24 protein-coding genes, 1 tRNA gene and 1 pseudogene are annotated in these 24,090 nt (G+C 58.5%); 15 read left to right on the top strand and 11 right to left on the bottom strand.

All coding sequences use genetic code 11. The annotated features are described in order from the left end of the window. Position 1 precedes the first annotated feature (1 nt). The 6 genes from EAH78_RS16575 to EAH78_RS16550 all read right to left on the bottom strand — a co-directional run bounded on the left by EAH78_RS16575 (position 2) and on the right by EAH78_RS16550 (position 7,764). Positions 2–1,918 (bottom strand): alkaline phosphatase D family protein, encoded by a 1,917-nt coding sequence (locus EAH78_RS16575; protein ID WP_140668458.1) that lies wholly within the window; start codon positions 1,916–1,918, stop codon positions 2–4. An 80-nt stretch (positions 1,919–1,998) separates the two neighbouring features. Beyond that, positions 1,999–2,376 (bottom strand): hypothetical protein, encoded by a 378-nt coding sequence (locus EAH78_RS16570; RefSeq protein WP_140668457.1) that lies wholly within the window; start codon positions 2,374–2,376, stop codon positions 1,999–2,001. Between the two features lie 285 nt (positions 2,377–2,661). Beyond that, positions 2,662–2,883 (bottom strand): formate dehydrogenase subunit delta, encoded by a 222-nt coding sequence (locus EAH78_RS16565; protein ID WP_140668456.1) that lies wholly within the window; start codon positions 2,881–2,883, stop codon positions 2,662–2,664. Continuing rightward, positions 2,880–5,762: a formate dehydrogenase subunit alpha gene (fdhF, locus tag EAH78_RS16560; RefSeq protein WP_140668455.1), complete on the bottom strand. Its 2,883-nt coding sequence runs from the start codon at positions 5,760–5,762 to the stop codon at positions 2,880–2,882. The genes EAH78_RS16565 and fdhF overlap by 4 nt, the downstream gene beginning before the upstream one ends. Then, positions 5,759–7,291 carry a formate dehydrogenase beta subunit gene (locus tag EAH78_RS16555; RefSeq protein WP_140668454.1) on the bottom strand — a complete coding sequence of 511 codons (1,533 nt, stop codon included), beginning with the start codon at positions 7,289–7,291 and terminating at the stop codon, positions 5,759–5,761. Before EAH78_RS16555 ends, fdhF begins: the two co-directional genes overlap by 4 nt. After that, on the bottom strand, positions 7,288–7,764 hold the full coding sequence (locus EAH78_RS16550) for a formate dehydrogenase subunit gamma (RefSeq protein WP_140668453.1): 477 nt from the start codon (positions 7,762–7,764) through the stop codon (positions 7,288–7,290). The genes EAH78_RS16555 and EAH78_RS16550 overlap by 4 nt, the downstream gene beginning before the upstream one ends. Before the next feature lie 374 nt (positions 7,765–8,138). On the opposite strand from EAH78_RS16550, the gene EAH78_RS16545 reads away from it, so the two are divergent. Continuing rightward, complete coding sequence (locus EAH78_RS16545; RefSeq protein WP_140668452.1) at positions 8,139–8,591, top strand: hypothetical protein; 453 nt, start codon at positions 8,139–8,141, stop codon at positions 8,589–8,591. A 12-nt stretch (positions 8,592–8,603) separates the two neighbouring features. Continuing rightward, complete coding sequence (locus EAH78_RS16540; RefSeq protein ID WP_077431301.1) at positions 8,604–8,972, top strand: PH domain-containing protein; 369 nt, start codon at positions 8,604–8,606, stop codon at positions 8,970–8,972. Positions 8,973–9,127: 155 nt separating this feature from the next. Here the strand turns inward: EAH78_RS16540 and EAH78_RS16530 are convergent, their stop codons facing one another. Next, the gene (locus EAH78_RS16530) at positions 9,128–9,439 is read right to left on the bottom strand and encodes a DUF3077 domain-containing protein (RefSeq protein WP_140668450.1); all 312 of its coding nucleotides are present in this window, start codon (positions 9,437–9,439) and stop codon (positions 9,128–9,130) included. Positions 9,440–9,928: 489 nt separating this feature from the next. Between EAH78_RS16530 and EAH78_RS16525 the strand changes: the two are divergent. The 3 genes and pseudogenes from EAH78_RS16525 to EAH78_RS16515 all read left to right on the top strand — a co-directional run bounded on the left by EAH78_RS16525 (position 9,929) and on the right by EAH78_RS16515 (position 11,607). Continuing rightward, a pseudogene (locus EAH78_RS16525) lies at positions 9,929–10,473 on the top strand (PAAR domain-containing protein). A 10-nt stretch (positions 10,474–10,483) separates the two neighbouring features. Further along, complete coding sequence (locus tag EAH78_RS16520) at positions 10,484–11,266, top strand: hypothetical protein (protein ID WP_140668449.1); 783 nt, start codon at positions 10,484–10,486, stop codon at positions 11,264–11,266. Then, the gene (locus EAH78_RS16515) at positions 11,251–11,607 is read left to right on the top strand and encodes a DUF7079 family protein (protein ID WP_140668448.1); all 357 of its coding nucleotides are present in this window, start codon (positions 11,251–11,253) and stop codon (positions 11,605–11,607) included. Before EAH78_RS16520 ends, EAH78_RS16515 begins: the two co-directional genes overlap by 16 nt. A gap of 181 nt (positions 11,608–11,788) precedes the next feature. Here the strand turns inward: EAH78_RS16515 and EAH78_RS16510 are convergent, their stop codons facing one another. The 3 genes from EAH78_RS16510 to EAH78_RS16500 all read right to left on the bottom strand — a co-directional run bounded on the left by EAH78_RS16510 (position 11,789) and on the right by EAH78_RS16500 (position 12,911). Beyond that, positions 11,789–12,346 (bottom strand): hypothetical protein, encoded by a 558-nt coding sequence (locus tag EAH78_RS16510; protein ID WP_140668447.1) that lies wholly within the window; start codon positions 12,344–12,346, stop codon positions 11,789–11,791. Further along, entirely contained in the window at positions 12,347–12,676 is a 330-nt protein-coding gene (locus EAH78_RS16505) for a hypothetical protein (RefSeq protein ID WP_140668446.1), read from the bottom strand. 150 nt (positions 12,677–12,826) lie between these two features. Next, positions 12,827–12,911: transfer RNA gene (locus tag EAH78_RS16500), tRNA-Leu, on the bottom strand. A gap of 107 nt (positions 12,912–13,018) precedes the next feature. On the opposite strand from EAH78_RS16500, the gene queA reads away from it, so the two are divergent. The 6 genes from queA (at position 13,019) to EAH78_RS16470 (ending at position 19,103) form a co-directional block, all read left to right on the top strand. After that, positions 13,019–14,068 carry a tRNA preQ1(34) S-adenosylmethionine ribosyltransferase-isomerase QueA gene (gene queA, locus EAH78_RS16495; RefSeq protein ID WP_140668445.1) on the top strand — a complete coding sequence of 350 codons (1,050 nt, stop codon included), beginning with the start codon at positions 13,019–13,021 and terminating at the stop codon, positions 14,066–14,068. Between the two features lie 14 nt (positions 14,069–14,082). Further along, a complete protein-coding gene (gene tgt / locus EAH78_RS16490) occupies positions 14,083–15,198 on the top strand; it encodes a tRNA guanosine(34) transglycosylase Tgt (RefSeq protein ID WP_170219133.1) in 1,116 nt (371 codons plus the stop codon). 42 nt (positions 15,199–15,240) lie between these two features. Then, the gene (yajC, locus tag EAH78_RS16485) at positions 15,241–15,579 is read left to right on the top strand and encodes a preprotein translocase subunit YajC (protein ID WP_003185175.1); all 339 of its coding nucleotides are present in this window, start codon (positions 15,241–15,243) and stop codon (positions 15,577–15,579) included. Positions 15,580–15,643: 64 nt separating this feature from the next. Continuing rightward, on the top strand, positions 15,644–17,512 hold the full coding sequence (gene secD, locus EAH78_RS16480) for a protein translocase subunit SecD (protein ID WP_140668444.1): 1,869 nt from the start codon (positions 15,644–15,646) through the stop codon (positions 17,510–17,512). Between the two features lie 9 nt (positions 17,513–17,521). Continuing rightward, positions 17,522–18,436, top strand: coding sequence for a protein translocase subunit SecF (gene secF, locus EAH78_RS16475; protein ID WP_140668443.1), 915 nt, complete (start codon positions 17,522–17,524; stop codon positions 18,434–18,436). A 118-nt stretch (positions 18,437–18,554) separates the two neighbouring features. Next, positions 18,555–19,103 carry a glycine zipper 2TM domain-containing protein gene (locus tag EAH78_RS16470; RefSeq protein WP_027922743.1) on the top strand — a complete coding sequence of 183 codons (549 nt, stop codon included), beginning with the start codon at positions 18,555–18,557 and terminating at the stop codon, positions 19,101–19,103. 253 nt (positions 19,104–19,356) lie between these two features. Here the strand turns inward: EAH78_RS16470 and suhB are convergent, their stop codons facing one another. Then, positions 19,357–20,175, bottom strand: coding sequence for a type III secretion system regulator SuhB (gene suhB, locus EAH78_RS16465; protein WP_140668442.1), 819 nt, complete (start codon positions 20,173–20,175; stop codon positions 19,357–19,359). A 306-nt stretch (positions 20,176–20,481) separates the two neighbouring features. Between suhB and trmJ the strand changes: the two genes are divergently transcribed. The 4 genes from trmJ to EAH78_RS16445 all read left to right on the top strand — a co-directional run bounded on the left by trmJ (position 20,482) and on the right by EAH78_RS16445 (position 24,027). Beyond that, complete coding sequence (gene trmJ / locus EAH78_RS16460) at positions 20,482–21,252, top strand: tRNA (cytosine(32)/uridine(32)-2'-O)-methyltransferase TrmJ (RefSeq protein ID WP_140668441.1); 771 nt, start codon at positions 20,482–20,484, stop codon at positions 21,250–21,252. 2 nt (positions 21,253–21,254) lie between these two features. After that, positions 21,255–22,031, top strand: coding sequence for a serine O-acetyltransferase (gene cysE / locus EAH78_RS16455; protein ID WP_140668440.1), 777 nt, complete (start codon positions 21,255–21,257; stop codon positions 22,029–22,031). 239 nt (positions 22,032–22,270) lie between these two features. After that, positions 22,271–22,762, top strand: a complete 492-nt coding sequence (gene iscR / locus EAH78_RS16450) for a Fe-S cluster assembly transcriptional regulator IscR (protein ID WP_027922748.1) — start codon at positions 22,271–22,273, stop codon at positions 22,760–22,762. A gap of 50 nt (positions 22,763–22,812) precedes the next feature. Further along, positions 22,813–24,027: an IscS subfamily cysteine desulfurase gene (locus EAH78_RS16445; protein ID WP_007948176.1), complete on the top strand. Its 1,215-nt coding sequence runs from the start codon at positions 22,813–22,815 to the stop codon at positions 24,025–24,027. Positions 24,028–24,090: the final 63 nt, after the last annotated feature.

Below are 24,090 nucleotides of genomic sequence, written 5' to 3'. Positions count from 1 at the left end.
TTCAGTCGTCATGTTCAGGCGCAACCATCCGGGTCTTGGGCGAGCCGTTTGAGTTGTGCTGATAGATATCCTGGGGTTGCCCTTTCTCATTGAAGTACACCTGGCCGATGCCCGCCGAGTTCCATAGCCGTTCGCCGGCCTCGGCATGTTCGGGGATGTGCGGGACGATGCGCATGCGTCGGCGTTTGGTCAGCCAGTTGAGGGGCGAGCGCGGCGAGTAGAGCCAGCGGTTGAGGCGGTCGAACCATTCGAGCAGCGTCGGCGGGAATTCGTTTTTGATGCCGCTGCTGGTGATCTGCCAGATTTTCGGACCGGCCTTGCGGTGTCGGATCAGCACTTCGTAGACGAAGGAATAATGCACATCACCGGACAGCACCACGTAGTTACCCGGTGTACGCGAGTGTCGGAAGATGTTCAGGATCACTTGCGCCGCGCCGCGATGGGCCATCCAGTTTTCGGCGTCCACCAACAGGGGATAACCGAACCAGCTGAAGACTTTCTGCACGGTTTCGATCAGTTTGACGCCGAAGATCGGCGCCGGTGAAACGATGATCGCCGACGGGTGATCGAGCAGTTCCTGTTGCAGTTCGCTGAGGGCTTCCCAGTCCAGCAGGCCCGACGGTTGCTTGAGGTTCATCTCGCTGCGCCAGCGCCGGGTGCGGGTGTCGATCACCACCAGTGCGGGCGTGGTGGGCAGCACGTAATGCCACTGCTGAAAGCTCAACAGCGCATCGATCAAGTCATCCTGCACCGGACTGTCGAGGTAACGGTCGCCCCCGGTGATGCTGAGCAAACGGATTTTTTCCAGCACACCGTTGAACGCGTCCGGGTTGTTGCCCCAGCCCTGGCAAAGCATGTAGGCGATCAAGGCGTTGCCGATGATGCGCTTGGAGAACGGATGGCCGTAGGCCGTTTCTTCCCATTGCGCGGAAAGGTTCCAGTCGTCGGTGATGTCATGGTCGTCGAAAATCATCAGGCACGGCAGGTGCGCCATGGCCCGAGCGACACCGCCCAGGCCGGACTTGAAGCCATCGATATGGGTTTGTTCAACGGCATAACGCTTGAGTCTTTCAGGCGTCAGCGCGGGCGGTTGCGGGGCGATCAATGTCCACGGCGTCGGCGACCAGACCAGCAAATACATGGCCATCACTTCAGCAAACGTCACCAGGTGATTGTCGGCACTGCTGCTGGTGAAAATCGGCTTGCGCGCGCCACCGAAAAATCGCTCGCGCAGGGTTTCGTTGCTCTCAAGCGCCGGTAACAAATCCGCACGGTGGTAGTAACTGGCCGGGTGTTCGTAGAGTCTGGCGCTGTCGCTGACCACGGCGCCTTCGAGGTGTTCTTCAAACAGACCCAGACGGTCGATCAAGGCATGGATCGCTCGCAGCATCGGGCCCGCGACATCATCCGCGTACACCTGATCGCCGGTCATCATCAGCAGTGCCGGGCGCTGCGATGCGTCATGTTCCGTTGCCAATAGTCCGTCGACACAGAGCAAGCCATCGGTGGCCGGGTGATGGGGTTTACGGCAGGAGCCATGCAGTAATTGATCAATGCGCGAGCGCAGCACGAAGTTCGGGCAGCGCGCCTCGCCGTAGAGCAGATGCGGGGCCCAGTCGGCGATGCCAGTCCCGTCGATCAACAGGTCGTAATCGATCATGGTGTCGCAGGGCAGGGCGGTCGCCAGCGGCACATCGATCAAGTGGATAAACGCGTGAGTGCCGACCGGGATGACGGTGCACTGTCCGGCATCCAGTCGGATGTCGGCACAGTCTTGCAGGCGCAACGTCAGCGACAGCGCCCGGGAGCCCACGAGCCACATGACCAGCCGCGCAGGTTCCAGCCGCCGCAACAGCGGGCCGACCAGCACCGGTGGCAGTGAGTGTTTATCGTCAGGCAATGGCAGAGATACGGACATCCGGGTTCAAGGCTCTTGGCGCACAGGTCGGCGATGATAGCGCAGAGCCCTGGCTGAGCTTCATCAATCGCCCGAGGGGGTCACTTGAGGGGAAAGATCGTGACCGACACCACCAGCGCAATCAATGCGGCCACCAGGCTGCACGCTAACGCAGCCAAATGACGATAGAAGGGGGATTGTTCCTGGTTGCACCTGGCGATCATAAAGAGCCAGGTCCCGATCAGAACGCCTATATATGCCATCAACGTATACAGCGCAAAGGCCGGGGCTCGGGAGAAGGGGATGTCCGGGGTTAGCCATCTCGAGCAAAGAATCAGTATCGCAGCCCCGACGATAAAACTGGCCACGGCGGCGCCAAGGTTCGCCAGCCAGATATTCAACGGGCCACGGCTCTTCACGACCCAAATCCACATCCCTGCTGTTGCAGCGAAGAACAGCAACATACTGATTAACTGCATTCAACCTTCCCTGTTAACAACGTCGTGGGTCTTTGATGAGGCGATGGCACGCACGATATCAAATCAGTGGCTTTGAGCTGAAGGGCGTTGTGGGTTTATGTCGATTATTTGAGCCGCAGCGCGACTCCAATGTGGCGAGGGAGCTTGCTCCCGCTGGGTCGCGAAGCGGCCCCCTAAGTTCCGAAGAAGAAGGGGACTGCTGCGCAGTTCAGCGGGAGCAAGCTCCCTCGCCACAGTTTTCAGTCAACAGGCCAAGGGGCAATCCTTTCCGAGGATCGTGTGAACCTAAGCCGCCCACCCCGCCCCACTGACCGCCGCCTGCGCCAATGGATGCATGTCCGCGCCCTGATGCTCCGTCTGCCAGGCCAGCAATTCCTTGCGCATGCTTGGCGTCCAGTACATCTGCAGATGATTGCGTACGCCGAGCACGGCCTGTTGCTGGTCCGGTTCGGTGGCGAAATACTGGGCGATCTGGTTGGCCATCTTGATCAGGTTTTCAGTGCTCATCGGCGCACCTCCGCTTTAGCGCCACGGGCATGCCGGCGTTCCTTGAGCAAACGGTCCTGTTCATCACTGAACGCCTGATAGCGTTTTTGCCACTCGGAAGGGTGGTAAACGCGGCTGACCTCCACGGCGGTGACCTTGTACTCCGGACAGTTGGTGGCCCAGTCAGAGTTGTCGGTGGTGATCACGTTGGCCCCCGATTCAGGGAAGTGGAACGTGGTGTACACCACGCCCGGCGCGACCCGTTCGGTGACCCGCGCACGCAGCACGGTCTGACCCGCGCGGCTGCCGATGCCGACCCAGTCACCCTCATTGATGCCACGACTCTCGGCGTCGGTCGGGTGGATTTCCAGACGATCTTCGTCGTGCCAGGCGACGTTTTCGGTACGCCGGGTCTGAGCGCCGACGTTGTACTGGCTGAGGATGCGCCCGGTGGTCAGCAGCAGCGGATAGCGGTTGTTGACCTTCTCTTCGGTGGGCACGTACCCGGTGAGCATGAAACGCCCCTTGCCGCGCACGAACTCCTCGATGTGCATGGTCGGCGTGCCGTCCGGTGCTGCGGCGTTGCACGGCCATTGCAGGCTGCCATGGCGATCCAGTTCGGCGTAGCTGACGTTGGTGAAGGTCGGCGTCAGGCTGGCGATTTCATCCATGATTTCTGACGGATGCTGGTAGTTCATCGGGTAGCCCAAGGCGTTGGCCAGGGCCACGGTGCCTTCCCAGTCGGCCTTGCCGCCCAGAGGGTCCATGACCTTGCGCACCCGAGAGATGCGGCGCTCGGCGTTGGTGAAGGTGCCGTCTTTTTCCAGGAACGAACTGCCCGGCAGGAACACGTGGGCGAACCTGGCGGTTTCGTTGAGGAAAATATCCTGCACCACGATGCATTCCATGGCCGACAGGGCTGCGGTGACGTGCTGGGTATTCGGATCGCTCTGGGCGATGTCCTCGCCCTGGCAATACAGGCCCTTGAAACTGCCGCTGAGGGCGGCCTCGAACATGTTCGGAATGCGCAGGCCCGGATCGGGTTGCAGGGTGACGTTCCACGCCTGTTCGAACTGCGCCCGCACCACCTCGTTGGAGATGTGTCGGTAGCCCGGCAATTCGTGGGGGAAGGAGCCCATGTCGCAAGAGCCCTGCACGTTATTCTGCCCCCGCAGCGGGTTCACGCCGACGCCTTCGCGGCCGATGTTGCCGGTGGCCATGGCCAGGTTGGCGATGCCCATGACCGCGGTGCTGCCCTGGCTGTGCTCGGTGACGCCGAGGCCGTAATAGATCGCCGCGTTGCCGCCGGTGGCATACAGGCGGGCGGCGGCGCGGATGTCGGCAGCGTCTACGCCGCAGATGGCGGCGAGCACTTCCGGTGAGTTTTCTGCGCGGCTGACGAACTCACTCCAGCGCGCGAAATCGCTGCCCTCGCAGCGGGCGTCGATAAAGGCTTGATCAAGCAGGCCTTCGGTGACGATCACGTGGGCCAAGGCGTTGAGCATCGCGACGTTGGTGCCCGGACGCAGGGCCAAATGATATTCAGCGCGGGCATGCACCGAGTCCACCAGATCAATGCGGCGTGGGTCGATGACGATCAGCCGCGCGCCTTCACGCAGACGGCGTTTGAGCTGGGAGGCGAACACAGGGTGGGCGTCGCTGGGGTTGGCGCCCATCACCAGGATCACGTCGGCCTGCATCACCGAGTCGAAACTCTGGGTGCCGGCGGACTCACCGAGCGTTTGTTTCAAGCCATAACCGGTCGGCGAGTGGCAGACCCGCGCGCAGGTGTCGACGTTGTTGTTGCCGAACGCGGCGCGCACCAGTTTTTGCACCAGATAGGTTTCTTCGTTGGTGCAACGGCTGGAGGTGATCCCACCAATGGAATCACGGCCGTATTTTTGCTGCAGCCGACGGAATTCGCTGGCGGCGTAGGTCACCGCTTCATCCCAGCTGACTTCCTGCCACGGGTCGTTGATGTGCTTACGGATCATCGGTTTGGTGATGCGATCCGGGTGAGTGGCGTAGCCCCAGGCAAAGCGTCCTTTGACGCAGGAGTGGCCGTGGTTGGCCTGACCGTTCTTGTCCGGAACCATGCGCACCAGTTGGTCGCCTTTCATCTCTGCGCGGAACGAGCAACCCACGCCGCAATAGGCGCACGTGGTGATCACGCTGCGTTCGGGCTGACCCAGTTCGACCACGCTTTTTTCCATCAGCGTCGCGGTAGGGCAGGCTTGCACACAGGCGCCGCAAGACACGCATTCCGAGTCGAGGAAGTTATCGCCACCGGCGGCCTCGACCCGGGACTCGAACCCGCGACCGGTAATGGTCAGGGCAAACGTGCCTTGGGTTTCTTCGCAGGCGCGCACGCAACGGTTGCAGACGATGCACTTGCTCGGGTCGTAGTCGAAATAGGGGTTGGAAGTGTCCTTCACATCGGCCAGATGATTCTCGCCTTCATAGCCGTAACGCACTTCCCGCAGGCCAACCTGACCGGCAACGGTTTGCAGTTCGCAGTTGCCGTTGGCCGAGCAGGTCAGGCAGTCCAGCGGGTGATCGGAGATGTACAACTCCATGACGTTGCGGCGCAGGGTCGCGAGTTTCGGCGTCTGGGTGTGAACGCTCATGCCTTCGCTGACCGGCGTGGTGCAGGACGCCGGGTAGCCGCGCATGCCATCGATTTCTACCAGACACATGCGGCAAGAACCGAAGGCTTCGAGGCTGTCGGTGGCGCACAGTTTCGGAATCGTGGTGCCCATCAGCGCGGCGGCGCGCATCACCGAAGTGCCTTCGGGCACGCTGATGCTGCGGCCGTCGATGTTCAGGGTGATTTGCACCTGACTTTCGCGGGCCGGAGTGCCCAGATCGATGTCGGTGTTCGGGTCGAAGAGAGTGATCATTGGTCGGCCTCCGAAGATTGCAGACCGAAGTCGGCGGGGAAGTACTTGAGGGCGCTGGCGACGGGAAAGGACACCATGCCGCCCAAGGCGCACAGCGAACCGTATTGCAGGGTGTCGCACAGGTCCTTGAGGAGGATCACCTGCTCATCGCGACCGTTCTGGTCCGGTGCTGCCAGCAAGCGGTCGATCACCTCCACGCCCCGGGTCGAGCCGATGCGGCAGGGCGTGCACTTGCCACAGGATTCCTCGGCGCAGAACTGCATGGCGAAGCGCGCCATGTGGGCCATGTCAAGCGTGTCGTCAGCCACCACCACACCGCCATGACCGAGCATCGCGCCGATGCCGGCGAACGCTTCGTAATCCAGCGGTGTGTCGAATTGCGACGGTGGCACCCAGGCGCCGAGTGGGCCGCCGACTTGCGCAGCTTTCAATGGTCGGCCACTGGCGGTGCCGCCGCCGTAGTCTTCCACCAGTTCCCGCAGGGTCAGGCCGAAAGCCCGTTCCACCAGACCGCCACGACGAATATTGCCCGCCAATTGGAACGGCATCGTGCCCAAGGAGCGGCCCATGCCGTAATCGCGATAGAACTGCGCACCCTTGGCCAGAATCAGCGGCACCGAGGCCAGCGTCAGTACGTTGTGCACCAGAGTCGGCAAACCGAATAGGCCTTTCAACGCGGGGATCGGCGGCTTGGCGCGGACGATCCCGCGCTTGCCTTCCAGCGAATCCAGCAGCGCGGTTTCTTCACCGCAGATATAAGCGCCTGCACCGACGCGCACTTCCATATCGAAGGCCAAGCCGCTGCCGCCGACATTGGCGCCGAGGTAACCGTTAGTCCGGGCAATCACCAGCGCCTCGTTCAGCGTGGCGATGGCCTGTGGATATTCCGAGCGCACATAGATGTAGCCGTAGCTGGCGCCGACGGTGATGCCGGCAATGGCCATGCCTTCGATCAGCAGGAAGGGGTCACCTTCCATCAACATGCGGTCGGCGAAAGTGCCGGAGTCGCCTTCGTCGGCGTTGCACACAATGTATTTCTGCGTCGCCTGGGTGGCGCGCACCGTGCGCCATTTGATCCCGGCGGGGAAGGCCGCGCCGCCACGGCCACGCAGGCCTGAATCGAACACCGCGGTCGCGGTCTCATCGCCGCCAATAGTGACGGCCCTTGTTAAACCCTCGAAACCTCCGTGGGCCCGGTAATCGTCCAGCGACAACGGCCGGGTGATGCCGGCGCGGGCAAACAGCAAACGTTGTTGAGACTTCAGATACGGCAATTCTTCCACCAGGCCCAAGGCCAGTGGGTGCGAGGACGGCTCGCCTTGCAGCGCATCGAGCACGGACGGCACATCGCTAGCGGTCAGCGGGCCAAAACCGATACGGCCTTGCGCGGTGTCCACTTCCAACAGCGGTTCCAGCCAGTACAGGCCGCGAGAACTGGTGCGTTGCAGGTCCTGGCTGGCAAGGGCAGACGCCACCGCATCGGCACCCACGGCACGGGCCAGGGAATCACAGGATAGATAGAGGCTCATACGTCCTCCCGGCAAGCGTCGAGCAAAGCATCGAGACGCTCGGCACTGAGCCGCGCATGCACCTGACCATCAAGTTCCAGCGCTGGCGAACAAGCACAAGCGCCAAGGCAATACACCGGACGCAAACTGATGCTGCCATCGGCGCTGCTGCCGTGATCGTCCAGTTGCAGTCGTTCACGCAACTGCGCGGCAAGCTGCTCGGCGCCACGACTCTTGCACGACTCAGCCCGACACAGACGCAGAATATGTCGGGCCGGCGGCGCGGTGCGGAAGTCATGGTAAAAGCTGATCACCCCACGAATCTCGGCCTGACTCTGATTGAGGGCGTGGGCAATCTCGGGGATGGCGGCATCGGGGATGTAACCGATCCCGGCCTGAATCTCATGAAGGATGGGCAACAGTGCACCCGCAGAGCCCTTGTGGCGCTCCAGCACGCTGTTGACCATAGGCAATTGCAACATCTCATCAGGCATACAGCATTCCTCACGGTCACGGACAAACCTGGCGGTTGTCGGTCGTCCGAAAGTGTCGGCTGCGGCATTCACACCACGTCACGGTATCGTGGCATTGTCAGGCCGTTGGCCAGGGCACCCTGAGCGGGCATCTTGTTGTGCCCGGCGCGGTCTTTGCCGCACCTTTTATAGGGCATTGAGGCAGCTTGCCACGCTGGTATTGATTCGACTGCACCAAAGCGACGTGCTCGGTTCTTTCCACGACCACCCGTTAAGTCTAGAAGAGCACTGACCACGGCGCGCATTGTCTGAAATGTTTTGTGGCACAAGCGCGGCACACTCGCCCGCTACAGTAAACGTACGATGCCGTCCGACGAGATCGCAAAGGAGCACACATGAACCGACTCATCCTGCCTGCGCTGGTCATCCTGATCGCGGCGCAATCCCCGGCCTACGCCATCAACGACACATACCGCAAACAGCTGGAGCAATCCGGTTGCACCCAGGTCAGCGAAACCCAAGGCTGCGATATCCACAAGAGCAAGGCAGAAAACGCCAAGGCCGGCTTCAGCAACCCCACCGCGGACAGCTCAAGCGCCCAAACCCCCTACGTCGGGCAATGGGTGGCCAAGAGCGATGCCGGCGCAACCGTCGCCACCCTCCGCATCGATGCCAAGGAACAGGTGTGGGTCAACGGCAAACAGGTCAACGCCAAGCGTATCGACGGCACGCTACAGTTTCGCCAGGGCAAAATTCTCTTCACCCTCCAGGGCGATCGAAGCCTGCAGAATCAGGACTACTGGACCGACAGCGATGCCGGGACCAAAGGACCGATACAGATTGAATAACAGGAGCGACACATGATCGATTTCAACAACAAGGGATTCTTCAAACTCAAGCAAAACGAAGAATACGCCGAACGCGTCAGCGCACTGCTGCTGGAAGGGGAGCAGGTCATCGACGCCTACAAATCCATGCGCGACGGCGTGGTGTTCACCAACAAACGCATCATCGCCGTCAACGTCCAGGGCCTCACCGGCAGCAAAAAAGACTTTACCTCGCTGCCCTACAAAAACATCGTGGCGTACTCGGTGGAAACATCCGGCACCTTCGACCTGGATTCGGAGCTGGAGATCTACTTCTCGTCGTTGGGAAAAGTGAAGTTCGAATTCACCGGCAGAACATCAATGGTAGAAATCTCAAAACTGATCTCCCAACACGTCCTCTGACCCCAACACGAAAAAACCCCGAAAAACTCGGGGCCCAACTGACTAAACACACATCCAATGTGGGAGCGGGCTTGCTCGCGAAGGCGTCAGACCAGCCAACATCAATGCTGACCCTACCGCCACCATCAAGCAGCCCACTCCCCATTTTTCAACCACTATCCTTCAGACGTCGCCCCCGCCCGCTCAGCCGCCGCCGCAGAACCCCGCCCCCGCCCAAGCACCTTCACCGCATCATCAACCACCGCCTTACTCATCGCCGTCAAATAATGCGCGGCCCAGGCGTGCCGGTCGGTGTCCGTGGCATACGCCGCATCTTCATTCAGCTTCTTGGCGAGAAACAGAAAGTCAGAAGCCATGGCTAATGCATCCCCAAGGGGAACACCACGAGTGACGTGGAAGAGTGGTTGATCGGCACAGTAAATGGCGGGGGTTAGGCCGATGGTTTTCAGCTCTGATTGATAGGTCATTGGCCACCTCCGATGATGGAGATGCGGTGGGAGAGGGCGGACGGTGGGGCGTTACGCAACTGGGAGTTGCGTTGAGGGAAAAGCCAAATTGTGTACGTATCCATACAGCGCATTGTGAAGCTCCTTAATTTTTAAGAGCCGCCACAATTCGTTACCAAGCGAATGGGTGGCAGCTGTGCGCAGGTTGGTAAACCGGGAAATCAAGGAAACCGGCACGTCCGAAGACGTCCCACGCACAGCCGCCATAACGCAGATCGCAGGCGAAAAAAAAAGCGCCTGCGAACGCATGGCACTGCTGCGCAGTGATTTACCTCGGGTTACCAAGCCCGGCCGCTGAATTGGCAGCGACGGTGGGAGGGTATCGTGGAGGCCCTGTTCTCGCAACCTTCGAACACATCGAGCCCAAATTACGTTGTGAAGTAATGTGGTCCGTCCCCTTTGTTTCGGGTAGGTTATGACGCTCGCAAGGATTTTTGACAGGAGGTCAAAGTGGCTAAGCCAGCAGCGCGTAAAAGCGATTTATACCGTTGTCCTTTACCGGGGCACGGTACCAACCCGATTGCATCAGGATCTCCCGACGTATTCTTCGACGGCCTTCCCGCAGCGCGTCAGGGCGACACCTGCACTTGCGGTAGTGCGCTCTCTTCAGGACTGTCTGCGACCGTGTTCATTACGGCAAGAATGCAGCGACCATCGATACCGGAGGTACCCACGGCGGCATCGTGATTGGTGGTTCGGGTACGGTAATAATTGGCGATACCCACACACCCTGCGAATTTGTTCCTCCTGCGCCGTTAACGGGTTTCGCAAGCTGGATCGGCTTCAGAATTCCAGCTGACGAAAGCTATGAAGGCTTATCGTGCACCGCTCATTTCGAGGATGGGTCGTCACTGCCAGGGGTGTTCAGTAAAGACAATGCCGTTAAGTTTACGAATCCGTCCGGTAAGACCTGCGTGATGCTCAAATTTGATGATGAAGCTCCAGCCGGTACGTCGTCTCTCACAGAAAGCTTTTTGAATAGAATATTAGGATAAAGAACATCCTATGACAGAACCATATCTCGTCACCGGCAGCTATGTCGTTCAGCGTGAACACGCCTTACAAGATTCTCCGCTCGATAGGGCGTTAGAACTGATGGAGGGAACTGCACTTAGGTTCTCTCTGGACGCGGTCTCTGACGAAAAGGTCCGGGCGAGCTACCTGAAAAACATAAAACGTATGTCACAACAGACGTTGGCCGATGTGAAGACCGGGAAGATCACTGCGCGAGAGGGCGTGCAGTTCAGTCATGAAATGCGAAACAAGATCTTGATGGAGCACCGCAAGGTTACCTCTGTGCAGGGCTTGGCTGTCGTGCAAAAAAAGAAGGCCGATGGCAGAACGCTTCAAACGCTTTTTGATCGTTACTCCAAGGAGCTGTTCAAGAAGAGTTACGACAGCCTTTCACCGACGGAGCAGAGCAAGGTTCATTACACAATTTTGGAGGCCGCAGGGCGGGACAATTCCAAGTTCACAAATGGCACTAAAAAAATGCAGCTAATGGGCAAGCTTGGCATTTTGGTCACAGCTGCTATCGCGACTTATCAAATTCTGAATGCGGAAAACAAACAAAAGGAAACGGCGCGTCAAGGGCTCATTGTGGGCGGCGGCGCGGCGGGCGGTATTCTGGCAGGGCTTGGAGTCAGCGCTCTCTGTGGGCCAGGCGCCCCGATCTGTGCATTTGCCGTTGTGTTTCTGGGAACTGTTGTTGGGGGCGTCGCAGGCGGAACGGTAGCGGACTCGCTTGATGAGGAATTAGAGGAGTTTTCACATTGGGATATTCTTTGAATCAATCTGAGTTGACAAAGATTAGGGTCGCGCTCTCGGATCCGTTCAATGATTTCCCGGTTGATTACGATTACATAGCGAGTCAGGTGAGAGGAGTTGATCCTCAAACCCTCTACGAGATTCTTTACTCCGAAGTTGCGCCTGTGTGCTTTACCAATATTGCAGCGGCCCTCCCAACGGTATGGACAGGCTTCGATCCTGACTCCCTCAATGCCATGATTGAAGAACGGCGCGCCGCCCGGAAGAACAATTGGTTTCGTAGGCAGTTCGACAAACTACTTGTTCGTTGGTTGGAATATAACTACGGGTACATCTGGAAGGAGATTGTCAGCAGGCTGTGAGTTGACAGCGAAGTTTGATTTGCTTTTGAGTTTAGCGTCATCACCAAAAAGGGCCCGTCAGGGCCTTTTTCATATGCAGTTTGTTTCACTTTGGTCTTCCAGCTTTCGACGATGCAGTGTAATAAACGCACGGCGGACGAGTCATGCTGTTTTGGGTGTGGGTGGGGGGCAGAGTCGAGTTCTAGCTGCTTTTAGAAAACTCACAAAATTTGGATAGGATGCGAAACCCCACATAGTCGGATGGGTTTTTATACAGGCGTCGGTAGTAGCAATCCCAATAGCTGATCATGCGTGCTTGCGTCGTTTGAAAGTACGCCTGATTGTCTCGAATGAAACGACCGTAAAGAGCCGGATCGAGCGTAGGTAGATGCGCTTCGACGGCTTCAAGAGTCTCGATGACGTATTCGCCCGTCAACTGGAGCACGAACGGGACAATCCAGAGTTCATGCACTGAGACAATGCGCTCCAGATGACGTTGGCGCACATGACCATCATGGTGCCGTGTCAGAAGACACGAGTACAAAATGCTCTGGGTTTCAGTCAGGTGGGTGAGGGCACTTTCATGATCCTGATGATAAATCCGGTAGGGAATGACCAATTCCTCGTCACCGACTCTGACCTCTATGAATCGATGCATTGCCACGCGCGCCTGACGGAGCTGACCCATAACATGGTCAAGAGCCTTCGCCTCTTGTTCAAGACAAGACGGAAACGCCTGGTGTGCACGCGGGATCATCATTCACTGAATGTCTTTCAAATAGTCCCTAAGCGCAAGGACCGGCGCTTCAAGCTGCTCTATCGCCCGTGCATTGCAGAAATCAGCAGACAACCGATGCAGCTCACGCCCAAGCGGCGTATCAAGACCACCTATAGCGTCCAGTGCCAAACCAATGCAGTGAGCCACTCGAAACTGAATCCCCTCAACATCCCCCCGACGCACGAGCAACCCAAAAACCTCCCGCTCATAATCACTCATCACCAAATCATCCCGAAGAATCGGACTCGAATCCTCCGTCTCATAAGCAAGCTTGAGGCAGAACAGGGCGACGGTTTCCAGCAGCAGTTCCATGGGGTGAATCCTTGAGAAGGGTCGTACCGGTCGAGGAGGCGAGAAATCAAAAGCATCGCCAGCAAGCCGGCTCCTACAGGTCGGCGTTGTGTCAGGCACTTTTTGGCAGACAAAAAAAAAGGCCTTGCTAAGCAAGACCTTTCTTAATTTTGGTGCCCCGAGGGAGACTCGAACTCCCACTCCTTTCGAAAACGGATTTTGAATCCGCCGCGTCTACCAATTCCGCCATCAGGGCTCAATGGCCGCGGAGTATAGAGATGAGATTACCGTCGGTCAATCAGGTACATAGAGAATTTTCACTATTTCGGCTAGACTTCCGGCCCCTGCTAGACGAACCCCATCATGCGCGTTGCTGACTTTACTTTCGAACTCCCAGATTCGCTGATCGCCCGCCACCCTTTGGCTGAGCGTCGCAACAGTCGCCTGTTGACCCTTGATGGGGTCAGCGGCGCCCTGGCACACCGTCAATTCACAGATTTGCTCGAGCATTTGCGCCCGGGCGATTTGATGGTGTTCAACAATACCCGGGTGATTCCGGCGCGGCTGTTTGGCCAGAAGGCTTCCGGCGGCAAGCTGGAAATCCTGGTCGAGCGCGTGCTCGACAGTCATCGCGTGCTGGCGCATGTGCGTTCCAGCAAGTCGCCGAAGCCGGGGTCGAAGATCCTGATTGATGGCGGTGGCGAGGCCGAGATGCTGGCGCGTCACGATGCGTTGTTCGAACTGGGGTTCGCCGAAGAGGTGTTGCCGCTGCTGGACCGCGTCGGGCACATGCCGTTGCCGCCTTATATAGACCGCCCGGATGAAGGCTCGGACCGTGAGCGTTATCAGACGGTCTACGCCGAGCGCCTGGGCGCGGTGGCGGCGCCGACGGCGGGGCTGCATTTCGATCAGCCGCTGATGGAGGCGATTGCCGCCAAGGGCGTCGAGACCGCGTTCGTGACCTTGCACGTCGGTGCGGGTACGTTCCAGCCGGTGCGCGTCGAGAAGATCGAAGATCACCACATGCACAGCGAATGGCTGGAAGTCGGCCAGGACGTGGTGGATGCGGTGGCAGCGTGTCGCGCTCGCGGTGGTCGCGTGGTGGCCGTGGGTACCACCAGCGTGCGTTCGCTGGAAAGTGCTGCGCGCGATGGCGTGCTCAAGCCGTTCAGTGGCGACACCGATATCTTTATCTACCCGGGCCGACCGTTTCATGTGGTCGATGCCTTGGTCACCAACTTCCATTTGCCTGAATCCACGCTGTTGATGCTGGTTTCGGCGTTCGCCGGTTATCCCGAAGCCATGGCTGCCTATAAAGCGGCCGTCGAGCATGGATACCGCTTTTTCAGCTACGGTGATGCGATGTTTATCACCCGTAACCCCGCACCACGTGGCCCTGAGGACAAAGAATGAGTCGCCAAAGTCGTATGTCGTTTGAGTTGCTTGCTACTGACGGCAAGGCTCGTCGCGGTCGTTTGACCTTTCCACGCGGCACCGTAGAAACCCCGGCCTTCATGCCGGTGGGCACCTACGGCACCGTCAAGGGCATGTTGCCGCGGGATATTACCGCCACCGGCGCGGAAATCATTCTGGGCAACACTTTCCACTTGTGGCTGCGTCCTGGCACTGAAGTGATCAAGAAGCACGGCGACCTGCACGATTTCATGCAGTGGAAAGGCCCAATTCTGACCGACTCCGGCGGTTTCCAGGTGTTCAGCCTGGGCGCCATGCGCAAGATCAAGGAGGAGGGCGTGACCTTCGCTTCTCCTGTCGACGGCGCCAAAGTGTTCATGGGGCCGGAAGAATCGATGCAGGTCCAGCGTGACCTGGGCTCGGACATCGTGATGATTTTCGACGAATGCACGCCGTACCCGGCTGACGAAGACGTCGCACGTATTTCGATGGAGCTGTCGTTGCGTTGGGCCAAGCGCTCGAAAGAAGCCCATGGCGACAACACGGCGGCGCTGTTCGGCATCGTTCAGGGCGGCATGCACCAGGACCTGCGCATGCGCTCGCTGGAAGGCCTCGACCAGATCGGCTTTGATGGCCTGGCCATTGGCGGTCTGTCGGTGGGCGAGCCCAAGCACGAAATGATCAAGGTGCTGGATTACCTGCCGGGTCAGATGCCGGCTGACAAACCTCGTTACCTTATGGGCGTTGGCAAACCGGAAGATCTGGTTGAGGGTGTGCGCCGCGGTGTGGACATGTTCGATTGCGTGATGCCAACCCGTAATGCCCGCAATGGGCATCTGTTCATCGACACCGGCGTGCTGAAGATCCGTAACGCGTTCCATCGCCATGATGATTCGCCGCTGGATCCGACCTGTGATTGCTATACCTGCCAGAACTTCTCCCGTGCTTATCTGCATCACTTGGACAAGTGCGGCGAAATGCTGGGAAGCATGCTCAATACCATCCATAACTTGCGGCATTATCAAGTGCTTATGGCTGGTTTACGCGAGGCTATTCAACAGGGTACATTGGCCGCCTTTGTCGATGCCTTCTACGCCAAACGCGGGTTACCTGTTCCGCCTTTGGACTGAGTTTTCTGACCCAAGATTCAACATTTGCAACTGGAGTGCTAAATGAGCTTTTTTATCTCTAATGCCATGGCTGACGCTGCTGCACCTGCTGCTGCCGGCCCAATGGGTGGCGGTTTTGAGTGGATTTTCCTGGTCGGTTTCCTGGTCATCTTCTACCTGATGATCTGGCGTCCACAGGCCAAGCGCGCCAAAGAGCAGAAGAACCTGCTGGGCAGCCTGCAAAAAGGCGACGAAGTTGTGACCACCGGTGGTATCGCCGGCAAGATCACTAAAGTGGCAGACGATTTCGTTGTTCTGGAAGTTTCCGACACTGTCGAAATGAAGTTCCAGAAGGGCGCTATTGCCGCGACGCTGCCAAAAGGCACGCTGAAAGCGATCTAAGTTTCAACTTCATATTCAATCGACGGGGCGCGCAAGGCGCCCCGCGTCATAAACGGGCGGCGTGATGCTGAACAAATACCCTCTGTGGAAATACATTCTGATCCTGGCGGTGCTGGCGGTCGGTCTGATTTATTCCGCTCCCAATCTATATCCTGATGACCCGGCCATTCAGGTCAGCGGTGCAAGTACTGCGCTGTTGGTCAATCAGGCTGATCTGGATCGTGTGAGCACTGCGCTCAAGGAATCCGGGATCAACGTCAAGGCAGCCACGCTGGCGGCCAATGGCAAGGGCGGTCTGATTCGTCTGACCAAGGCTGAAGATCAGCTGCCGGCCAAAGACGTCGTGCGCAAGGCATTGGGCGATGACTACGTTGTTGCACTGAACCTGGCACAAACCACTCCGCAGTGGCTGCGCAGCCTCGGTGCGCACCCGATGAAGCTGGGTCTGGACTTGTCCGGTGGTGTGCACTTCCTGCTGGAAGTGGACATGGACAAGGCAATCGACGCACGCTTGAAAGTGTACGAAGGCGATGTAAAGAGCCTGTTGCGTAAAGAGAAACTGCGCTATCGCAGCCTGCCGCAATTCAACGGTGCCATTCAGTTGGGCTTCAGTGATGAAGCTGCCCGCGAACAGGCCCGTGCGCTGATCCACAAGAACTTCAACGATTTCGACATTGTTCCGGCCGACCTCAATGGCCAACCGGTACTGCGTCTGGCGATGACCCCAGCTAGGCTGGCGGAAATCCGTGAATACTCCATCAAGCAGAACTTGACCACGGTCCGTAACCGCGTCAACGAGCTGGGTGTTGCCGAACCGATCGTCCAGCGTCAGGGCGCCAACCGCATCGTGGTTGAGCTGCCGGGCGTGCAGGACACCGCAGAAGCCAAGCGTATCCTCGGCAAGACGGCCAACCTTGAGTTCCGTCTGGCCGCTGAGCCGGGGGCTTCGAAAGCCACAACCGAAACGTTCGAATTCCGTGAAGGCAAGCGTCCGCCAGCACAGATCGAGCGTGGCCTGATCATCACCGGTGACCAGGTCACCAACGCCAAGGCTGGCTTCGGCGAGCACGGCACGCCAGAAGTGAACATCCATCTGGATGGTCATGGCGGCGAGCTGATGAGTCGTGCGACTCGCAGCAACGTCGGTCGCAGCATGGCGGTGATCTTCATCGAGCAGCGCCCTGTTACCACCTACACCAAGCAAATGGTCAACGGCGTCGAGAAAGACGTTGCGGTCCAGACGTTTAAAGAAGAGAAGAAAATCATCAGCCTGGCGACCATCCAGTCGCCGCTGGGTGCTCAGTTCCGCATCACTGGCCTGAACGGTCAGGGCGAGTCCTCCGAGCTGGCGCTGCTGTTGCGTGCCGGTGGTCTGGCTGCACCGATGTACTTCGCTGAAGAGCGCACCATTGGTCCAAGCCTGGGTGCCGACAACATCACCAAGGGTATCGATGCATCGCTGTGGGGCATGCTGTTTGTCTCGCTGTTCATCATCGCCATCTACCGCTTCTTCGGCATCATTGCCACCGTCGCGCTGGCGGTGAACATGGTGCTGCTGCTGGCCTTGATGTCGCTGCTGGGTGCAACACTGACCCTGCCGGGTATCGCCGGTATCGTATTGACCATGGGTATGGCGGTCGACGCCAACGTACTGATCTTCTCGCGGATTCGTGAAGAGATCGCAGCTGGCATGACCGTACAACGGGCAATCAACGAAGGCTTCGGCCGGGCATTCACCGCGATTCTCGACGCCAACCTGACAACATTGTTGGTCGGCGGGATTCTCTTTGCGATGGGCACCGGCCCGGTCAAAGGCTTCGCAGTGACCATGTCCCTCGGGATCTTTACCTCGATGTTCACGGCCATCATGGTGACCCGCGCGATGGTCAACCTGATCTTCGGCGGTCGTGACTTCAAGAAGTTGTGGATTTAAGGGGCTGCCATGTTACGTACAATCAACTTCATGGGCGTTCGCAACTTTGCGTTCGGCGTCACATTGTTCCTTACGGCGCTGGCCATTTTCAGCGTCTTCCACAAGGGCATGAACTGGGGCCTGGACTTTACCGGCGGTACGCTCATTGAGCTGACCTACGAGCGTCCGGCCGACGTCACCAAGGTGCGTGAGCAGCTGGTGACATCGGGTTATCACGAAGCAATCGTGCAGAGCTTCGGTGCAACTACCGATTTGCTGGTACGTATGCCGGGTGAAGATCCGCAACTGGGTCACCAGGTGGCTGAAGCGCTGCAGAAAGTCGGCGGCGACAACCCGGCCAGCGTCAAGCGCGTCGAGTTCGTCGGCCCGCAGGTGGGTGAAGAGTTGCGCGACCAGGGCGGCCTCGGCATGCTGATGGCGCTGGGCGGCATCCTGATCTACCTGGCGTTCCGCTTTCAGTGGAAGTTTGCGGTCGGTGCCATCGTTTCGTTGATCCACGACGTGATCGTGACCATCGGTATCCTGTCGTTCTTCCAGATCACCTTCGATCTGACGGTGTTGGCGGCGGTACTGGCGATCATTGGTTACTCGCTCAACGACACCATCGTGGTATTCGACCGGGTTCGTGAGAACTTCCGGGTGCTGCGCAAGGCCAGCCTGATCGAGAACATCAACATCTCGACCACGCAAACCCTGCTGCGCACCATGGCGACCTCGATCTCCACGTTGCTGGCGATCTCGGCCCTGTTGTTCTTCGGTGGCGACAACCTGTTCGGTTTCTCCATTGCCCTGTTCATCGGTGTTCTGGCGGGTACTTACTCGTCGATCTACATCGCGAACGTGGTGCTGATCTGGCTGAACCTCAACAGCGAGGATCTGATTCCTCCTGCGGCAACCGAGAAGGAAGTCGACGACCGTCCATAACGGCCATCGTTTCCCGCTGTCTGCCAAAAAAGGCGCGAGTTGAACTCGCGCCTTTTTTTATGCTCCAAGGCTGGGAGAAGCGCGGGTTCTTCCCGCATGTGATGGTCAGGAGGTTCATGTGAACAAGTCGTTGCTGGTTGGTGCGGTATTGGGTGCTGTCGGTGTGACTGCCGGGGGTGCTGTTGCCACCTATAGCCTGGTTAAAAGCGGCCCTGAGTATGCGCAAGTACTAGCCGTTGAACCGGTCAAGACACAGATCAAGACGCCACGTGAAGTCTGCAAGGATGTCGCAGTGACTCGGCAAGCGCCGGTCAAGGATCAACACCAGATTGCCGGTACGGTGGTCGGTGCATTAGCAGGTGGTTTGCTGGGTAACCAGATCGGCGGCGGCACCGGCAAGAAGATTGCCACGGTCGCAGGCGCTGTCGGCGGTGGTTATGCAGGCAACAAGGTTCAGGAAGGCATGCAAGAGCGTGACACCTACACCACGACTCAAACTCGCTGCAATACGGTGAATGACATCAGCGACAAGGTCGTAGGTTACGACGTTCGTTATTCGCTGGATGGCAAGGAAGGCAAAGTGCGGATGGATCGTGATCCCGGCAACCAGATTCCGGTCGACAAGGAAGGCAAACTGGTCCTGTCGCAGAATGAAGAAAACCGCTGAATACGCAGGTTTGAGAGTCAAAAATAAGCACCCTTTGGGGTGCTTTTTTTGTGCCCGCAATTCATGAATCACCACAATTCCAATGTGGGAGCGGGCTTGCTCGCGAAGGCGGCTTCACATGCAGCATTGATGGGGGCTGATACACCGCTTTCGCGAGCAAGCCCGCTCCCACATTAGGTTTTTGGTGTGAGTGGGGCAGTATTCCATGCATAAAAAAAGCACCTCGAAGGGTGCTTTTTCTGTCGCTGGAAGCTTAGCGCTTCAGCGAGGCCGGCAGGTGCGGCTGGATCGCCGTCAGAACTGCCTTGAAGCATTTGGTGTTACCGGCAACGACGTGGCCTTTTTCAAGGAAGTCGTGACCGCCGGTGAAGTCGCTGATCAAACCGCCGGCTTCCTGAATCAGCAGGGCGCCTGCGGCCATGTCCCACTCGGACAGACCCGACTCCCAGAACGCGTCGAAACGACCAGCAGCCACGTAGGCCAGGTCCAGGCTTGCCGAACCGGCGCGGCGGATGCCGGCGGTCTGGCCAACCAGAGCGCGGAACATGCCCAGGTAGTTCTCGAGGTTGTCCATTTGGTCGTCACGGAACGGGAAGCCGGTACCCAGCAGGGCGCCATCCAGGCTGGTGCGACCGCTGACGCGCAGGCGACGACCGTTCAGTTGAGCGCCGCGACCACGGCTGGCGGTGAATTCTTCCTGGCGAACCGGGTCCAGAACAACGGCGTGTTCCAGGCGACCGCGGTATTTGCAGGCGATGCTGACAGCGAAGTGAGGAATGCCGCGCAGGAAGTTGGTGGTGCCGTCCAGCGGATCAATGATCCACAGGTATTCTTCGCCTTCGATACCGTTGCCGGCGTGCATGCCGGTCTCTTCACCCAGGATCGAGTGGTTCGGGTAGGCCTTGCGCAGCGCATCGATGATTTTCTGTTCGGCGGCGCGATCCACCTCGGATACGTAATCCTTGGCGTCTTTTTCGTCGACCTTGATGGTATCCAGGCGCTCGATGGAGCGGAAAATCAATTCACTGGCGCTGCGGGCGGCGCGCAGCGCGATATTCAGCATGGGCTGCATGGATGTGTCACCTAAGGTTGTTAAAGAAAGCCGGGCATTCTATCAGAACTTTTCTACAGGTGAAGGTCGGTGTTCGCTTTCATAGCTTAACGGTGTGTCCCGCCTCGGAAATACGTTCACTTTTTGACGAGTGGTCAATGTTGGCAGGCAAGGCGCCGCGCCGACTCATAGCTCGCTATAGGGAGAAGCGGCAACGCAGCATGCCGACATTGAACGCCGTCAAAAGTGAACAGTTATTTTTGAGGCGGGACACCCGGAGGAACTGTAAGATTCGGCTCCCTATTTCTGTGTTCGAGAACGCCTCCCGTGCTGCATAACATTCGTGTCGTCCTGGTCAATACCAGCCATCCCGGCAACATCGGCGGGGCTGCGCGTGCCATGAAGAACATGGGCCTGTCGCGGCTGGTGCTGGTCGAACCGCGGCTATTTCCGCATCACGAAGCCGATGCTCGTGCTTCCGGCGCCGGTGACATCCTTGAAAACGCGCAAGTCGTCGCCACCTTGGAAGATGCCTTGGTCGGCTGCAATCTGGTGCTTGGCACCAGCGCTCGCGACCGGCGCATTCCCTGGCCTCTGCTCGATCCCCGCGAATGCGGCGTGAAAGTGGTGGAAGAAGCCGGGCAGGGCGCCGAGATTGCCTTGGTATTTGGTCGTGAAGATTCCGGCCTGACCAATGAAGAGCTGCAGCGATGTCATTATCACGTGCACATCCCCTCGGACCCTGAGTTCAGTTCGCTGAACCTTGGGGCGGCGGTGCAGGTGCTGGGCTATGAAGTGCGCATGTCCTGGCTTGCGGCCCAAGGGCAGCCGAGCAAGGTCGAGAAAGATGAAGTGGCGTCCACCAAAAGTGGTGAGCTGGCGACCATGGATGAGCTGGAGCGATTCTATGAGCACCTGGAACAAACCCTGGTGGCCATCGAATTCCTCGATCCGGAAAAGCCACGGCACTTGATGGCGCGCCTGCGCCGGTTGTACGGACGTAGCTCGGTCAGTCGGGCGGAAATGAACATATTGCGCGGCATACTCACGGAAACCCAAAAAGCGGCCCGTGGCGAGCTTCTTAAGCGGAAGGATTAATAATGTTTGAGCGTCTGCGTGAAGATATCCAAAGCGTATTCCATCGAGACCCGGCGGCGCGTAACGCTTTTGAAGTTCTGACGTGCTACCCGGGCATGCATGCCATCTGGATTCATCGTCTGTCGGCGGCCTTGTGGCGCGCAGAGCTGAAATGGCTGGCGCGCCTGGTATCGAACTTCGGTCGCTGGCTGACCGGGATCGAGATCCATCCGGGTGCCAAGGTTGGTCGTCGCTTCTTTATTGACCATGGCATGGGCATCGTTATTGGTGAAACCGCCGAGATCGGCAACGACGTCACCCTTTATCAAGGCGTGACACTCGGGGGGACCAGTTGGAACAAGGGCAAACGTCACCCGACCCTTGAAGATGGCGTGGTCGTCGGTGCGGGCGCCAAGGTACTTGGCCCGTTTACCGTCGGCGCGGGTGCCAAGGTCGGTTCTAACGCCGTGGTGACCAAGGCAGTGCCTGCCGGGGCGACCGTTGTCGGTATTCCCGGGCGGATCATCGTCAAGTCCGATGACGAGCAGGACGCCAAGCGTAAGGCCATGGCCGAGAAGATCGGCTTCGATGCCTACGGCGTCGGCGAAGACATGCCGGACCCGGTGGCGCGTGCCATTGGTCAGTTGCTGGATCACTTGCAGGCGGTCGATGGTCGTCTGGAGGGGATGTGCGGCGCACTGAAAGATCTGGGCAGTAACTACTGTGCCAAGGATCTGCCTGAGCTGCGCGAAGAAGATTTCGCCTGCGTGAAGGACAAGGATCAGAGTCAGGCCAGCTAGACCGGGTCGACCCCCTTCGCGAGCAAGCCCGCTCCCACATTTGAAATGCATTCCATTGTGGGAGCGGGCTTGCTCGCGAAGAACAATAACGCGCATTTACTGGTGATACACCCCCAGCCTTTGCTATGATGCGGCCGCTCTTTTGCGGGTAAACCTGACTAAAGTACTAGGTCTTATAGTTGACTTAAATACTCGGGAATTGCATACTCGCCCCATTCCGAACTCCGTGGTAATTGTCCATGCGACTGACTACAAAAGGCCGATACGCTGTGACCGCCATGCTCGATCTGGCGTTGCACGCGCAGCACGGGCCGGTGTCCCTGGCCGATATCTCCGAGCGCCAAGGCATCTCCCTGTCCTACCTCGAACAGCTTTTCGCCAAATTGCGCCGCAGCAATCTGGTGTCCAGCGTCCGCGGTCCGGGCGGCGGCTACCAACTGTCCCGCGAGATGCAGGGCATTCAGGTCGCCCAGGTGATCGATGCAGTGAACGAATCGGTGGATGCCACCAAATGCCAGGGCCAAGGCGATTGCCATTCAGGCGATACCTGCCTGACTCACCACTTGTGGTGTGACCTGAGCCTGCAGATTCACGAATTTCTGAGCGGTATCAGCTTGGCTGACCTTGTGACTCGCCGTGAGGTACAAGACATAGCCCAGCGTCAGGACCAGCGCCGTTGCAACAGCAAGGCGCCACGCCTGGACAAGATTGAAGCGTCCGCCGTCGAATGACAGCCAAAGAGCTAACGGCACGCCAGCCAGCCTGATTTAGGAGATAGTCCATGAAATTGCCGATTTACCTTGATTACTCTGCGACCACCCCGGTTGATCCGCGTGTTGCGCAAAAAATGAGTGAATGCCTGCTGGTTGACGGAAACTTCGGTAACCCGGCGTCCCGTTCCCACGTGTTCGGCTGGAAAGCTGAAGAGTCCGTCGAAAACGCCCGTCGTCAGGTTGCAGACCTGGTCAACGCCGATCCGCGTGAAATCGTCTGGACCTCCGGTGCCACCGAATCCGACAACCTGGCAATCAAGGGTGCGGCGCATTTCTATGCGACCAAAGGCAAACACCTGATCACCACCAAGATTGAGCACAAGGCTGTCCTCGACACCATGCGCCAACTGGAGCGTGAAGGTTTTGAAGTGACCTACCTCGAGCCTCAGACTGATGGTTTGGTAACGCCGGCCATGATCGAAGCGGCACTGCGTGACGACACCATTCTGGTTTCGGTCATGCACGTGAACAACGAAATCGGCACCATCAACGACATCGAAGCCATCGGCGAACTGCTCCGCTCCAAGGGCATTCTGTTCCACGTCGACGCGGCTCAGTCCACCGGCAAGGTCGACATCGACCTGTCGAAGCTGAAAGTCGACCTGATGTCGTTCTCTGCCCACAAAACCTACGGCCCTAAAGGCATCGGCGCGCTGTACGTCAGCCGCAAGCCGCGTGTTCGCATCGAAGCGACCATGCACGGCGGCGGTCACGAGCGTGGCATGCGTTCCGGCACCCTGGCGACCCACCAGATCGTCGGCATGGGTGAAGCTTTCCGCGTAGCCAAAGAAGACATGGCTGCCGAAAACGTGCGCATCAAAGCCTTGAGCGACCGCTTCTTCAAACAGGTCGAAGGCCTGGAAGAGCTGTACATCAACGGCAGCATGACCGCCCGCGTACCGCACAACCTGAACCTGAGCTTCAACTACGTTGAAGGCGAGTCGCTGATCATGGCGCTCAAGGACCTGGCTGTTTCGTCCGGTTCGGCCTGCACCTCAGCTTCGCTGGAGCCTTCGTACGTACTGCGCGCCCTGGGCCGCAACGACGAACTGGCACACAGCTCGATTCGCTTCACCTTCGGCCGTTTCACCACCGAAGAAGAAATCGACTACGCCGCGCAGAAAGTCTGCGAGGCCGTTACCAAGCTGCGCACTCTGTCGCCGCTGTGGGACATGTACAAAGACGGTGTCGACATTTCGAAAATCGAGTGGGCGGCACACTGATTCCAAGTCGCCGCGAACCGGCCCTGTACGACCAAGGTTTGCAGGGCTTTAAGAGCGACTCTC

Origin of the sequence: Pseudomonas arsenicoxydans (assembly GCF_006438915.1) — a bacterium.
Taxonomy (GTDB): domain Bacteria; phylum Pseudomonadota; class Gammaproteobacteria; order Pseudomonadales; family Pseudomonadaceae; genus Aquipseudomonas; species Aquipseudomonas arsenicoxydans_A.
The sequence above is the reverse complement of the archived record's forward strand: the minus strand, read 5'-3'. Positions and strand labels throughout refer to the sequence as shown.

Excerpts from the sequence above, each read along its gene's own strand:
- EAH78_RS16575 (WP_140668458.1), bottom strand. The coding sequence starts at position 1,918 with ATGTCCGTATCTCTGCCATTGCCTGACGATAAACACTCACTGCCACCG.
- iscR (WP_027922748.1), top strand. The coding sequence starts at position 22,271 with ATGCGACTGACTACAAAAGGCCGATACGCTGTGACCGCCATGCTCGAT.
- EAH78_RS16505 (WP_140668446.1), bottom strand. The coding sequence starts at position 12,676 with ATGGAACTGCTGCTGGAAACCGTCGCCCTGTTCTGCCTCAAGCTTGCT.
- secD (WP_140668444.1), top strand. The coding sequence starts at position 15,644 with ATGCTGAACAAATACCCTCTGTGGAAATACATTCTGATCCTGGCGGTG.
- EAH78_RS16555 (WP_140668454.1), bottom strand. The coding sequence starts at position 7,291 with ATGAGCCTCTATCTATCCTGTGATTCCCTGGCCCGTGCCGTGGGTGCC.
- queA (WP_140668445.1), top strand. The coding sequence starts at position 13,019 with ATGCGCGTTGCTGACTTTACTTTCGAACTCCCAGATTCGCTGATCGCC.
- secF (WP_140668443.1), top strand. The coding sequence starts at position 17,522 with ATGTTACGTACAATCAACTTCATGGGCGTTCGCAACTTTGCGTTCGGC.
- EAH78_RS16530 (WP_140668450.1), bottom strand. The coding sequence starts at position 9,439 with ATGACCTATCAATCAGAGCTGAAAACCATCGGCCTAACCCCCGCCATT.
- EAH78_RS16540 (WP_077431301.1), top strand. The coding sequence starts at position 8,604 with ATGATCGATTTCAACAACAAGGGATTCTTCAAACTCAAGCAAAACGAA.
- EAH78_RS16445 (WP_007948176.1), top strand. The coding sequence starts at position 22,813 with ATGAAATTGCCGATTTACCTTGATTACTCTGCGACCACCCCGGTTGAT.
- EAH78_RS16510 (WP_140668447.1), bottom strand. The coding sequence starts at position 12,346 with ATGATGATCCCGCGTGCACACCAGGCGTTTCCGTCTTGTCTTGAACAA.
- tgt (WP_170219133.1), top strand. The coding sequence starts at position 14,083 with ATGTCGTTTGAGTTGCTTGCTACTGACGGCAAGGCTCGTCGCGGTCGT.
- EAH78_RS16520 (WP_140668449.1), top strand. The coding sequence starts at position 10,484 with ATGACAGAACCATATCTCGTCACCGGCAGCTATGTCGTTCAGCGTGAA.
- fdhF (WP_140668455.1), bottom strand. The coding sequence starts at position 5,762 with ATGATCACTCTCTTCGACCCGAACACCGACATCGATCTGGGCACTCCG.
- yajC (WP_003185175.1), top strand. The coding sequence starts at position 15,241 with ATGAGCTTTTTTATCTCTAATGCCATGGCTGACGCTGCTGCACCTGCT.
- suhB (WP_140668442.1), bottom strand. The coding sequence starts at position 20,175 with ATGCAGCCCATGCTGAATATCGCGCTGCGCGCCGCCCGCAGCGCCAGT.
- EAH78_RS16550 (WP_140668453.1), bottom strand. The coding sequence starts at position 7,764 with ATGCCTGATGAGATGTTGCAATTGCCTATGGTCAACAGCGTGCTGGAG.
- EAH78_RS16570 (WP_140668457.1), bottom strand. The coding sequence starts at position 2,376 with ATGCAGTTAATCAGTATGTTGCTGTTCTTCGCTGCAACAGCAGGGATG.
- EAH78_RS16565 (WP_140668456.1), bottom strand. The coding sequence starts at position 2,883 with ATGAGCACTGAAAACCTGATCAAGATGGCCAACCAGATCGCCCAGTAT.
- cysE (WP_140668440.1), top strand. The coding sequence starts at position 21,255 with ATGTTTGAGCGTCTGCGTGAAGATATCCAAAGCGTATTCCATCGAGAC.
- EAH78_RS16545 (WP_140668452.1), top strand. The coding sequence starts at position 8,139 with ATGAACCGACTCATCCTGCCTGCGCTGGTCATCCTGATCGCGGCGCAA.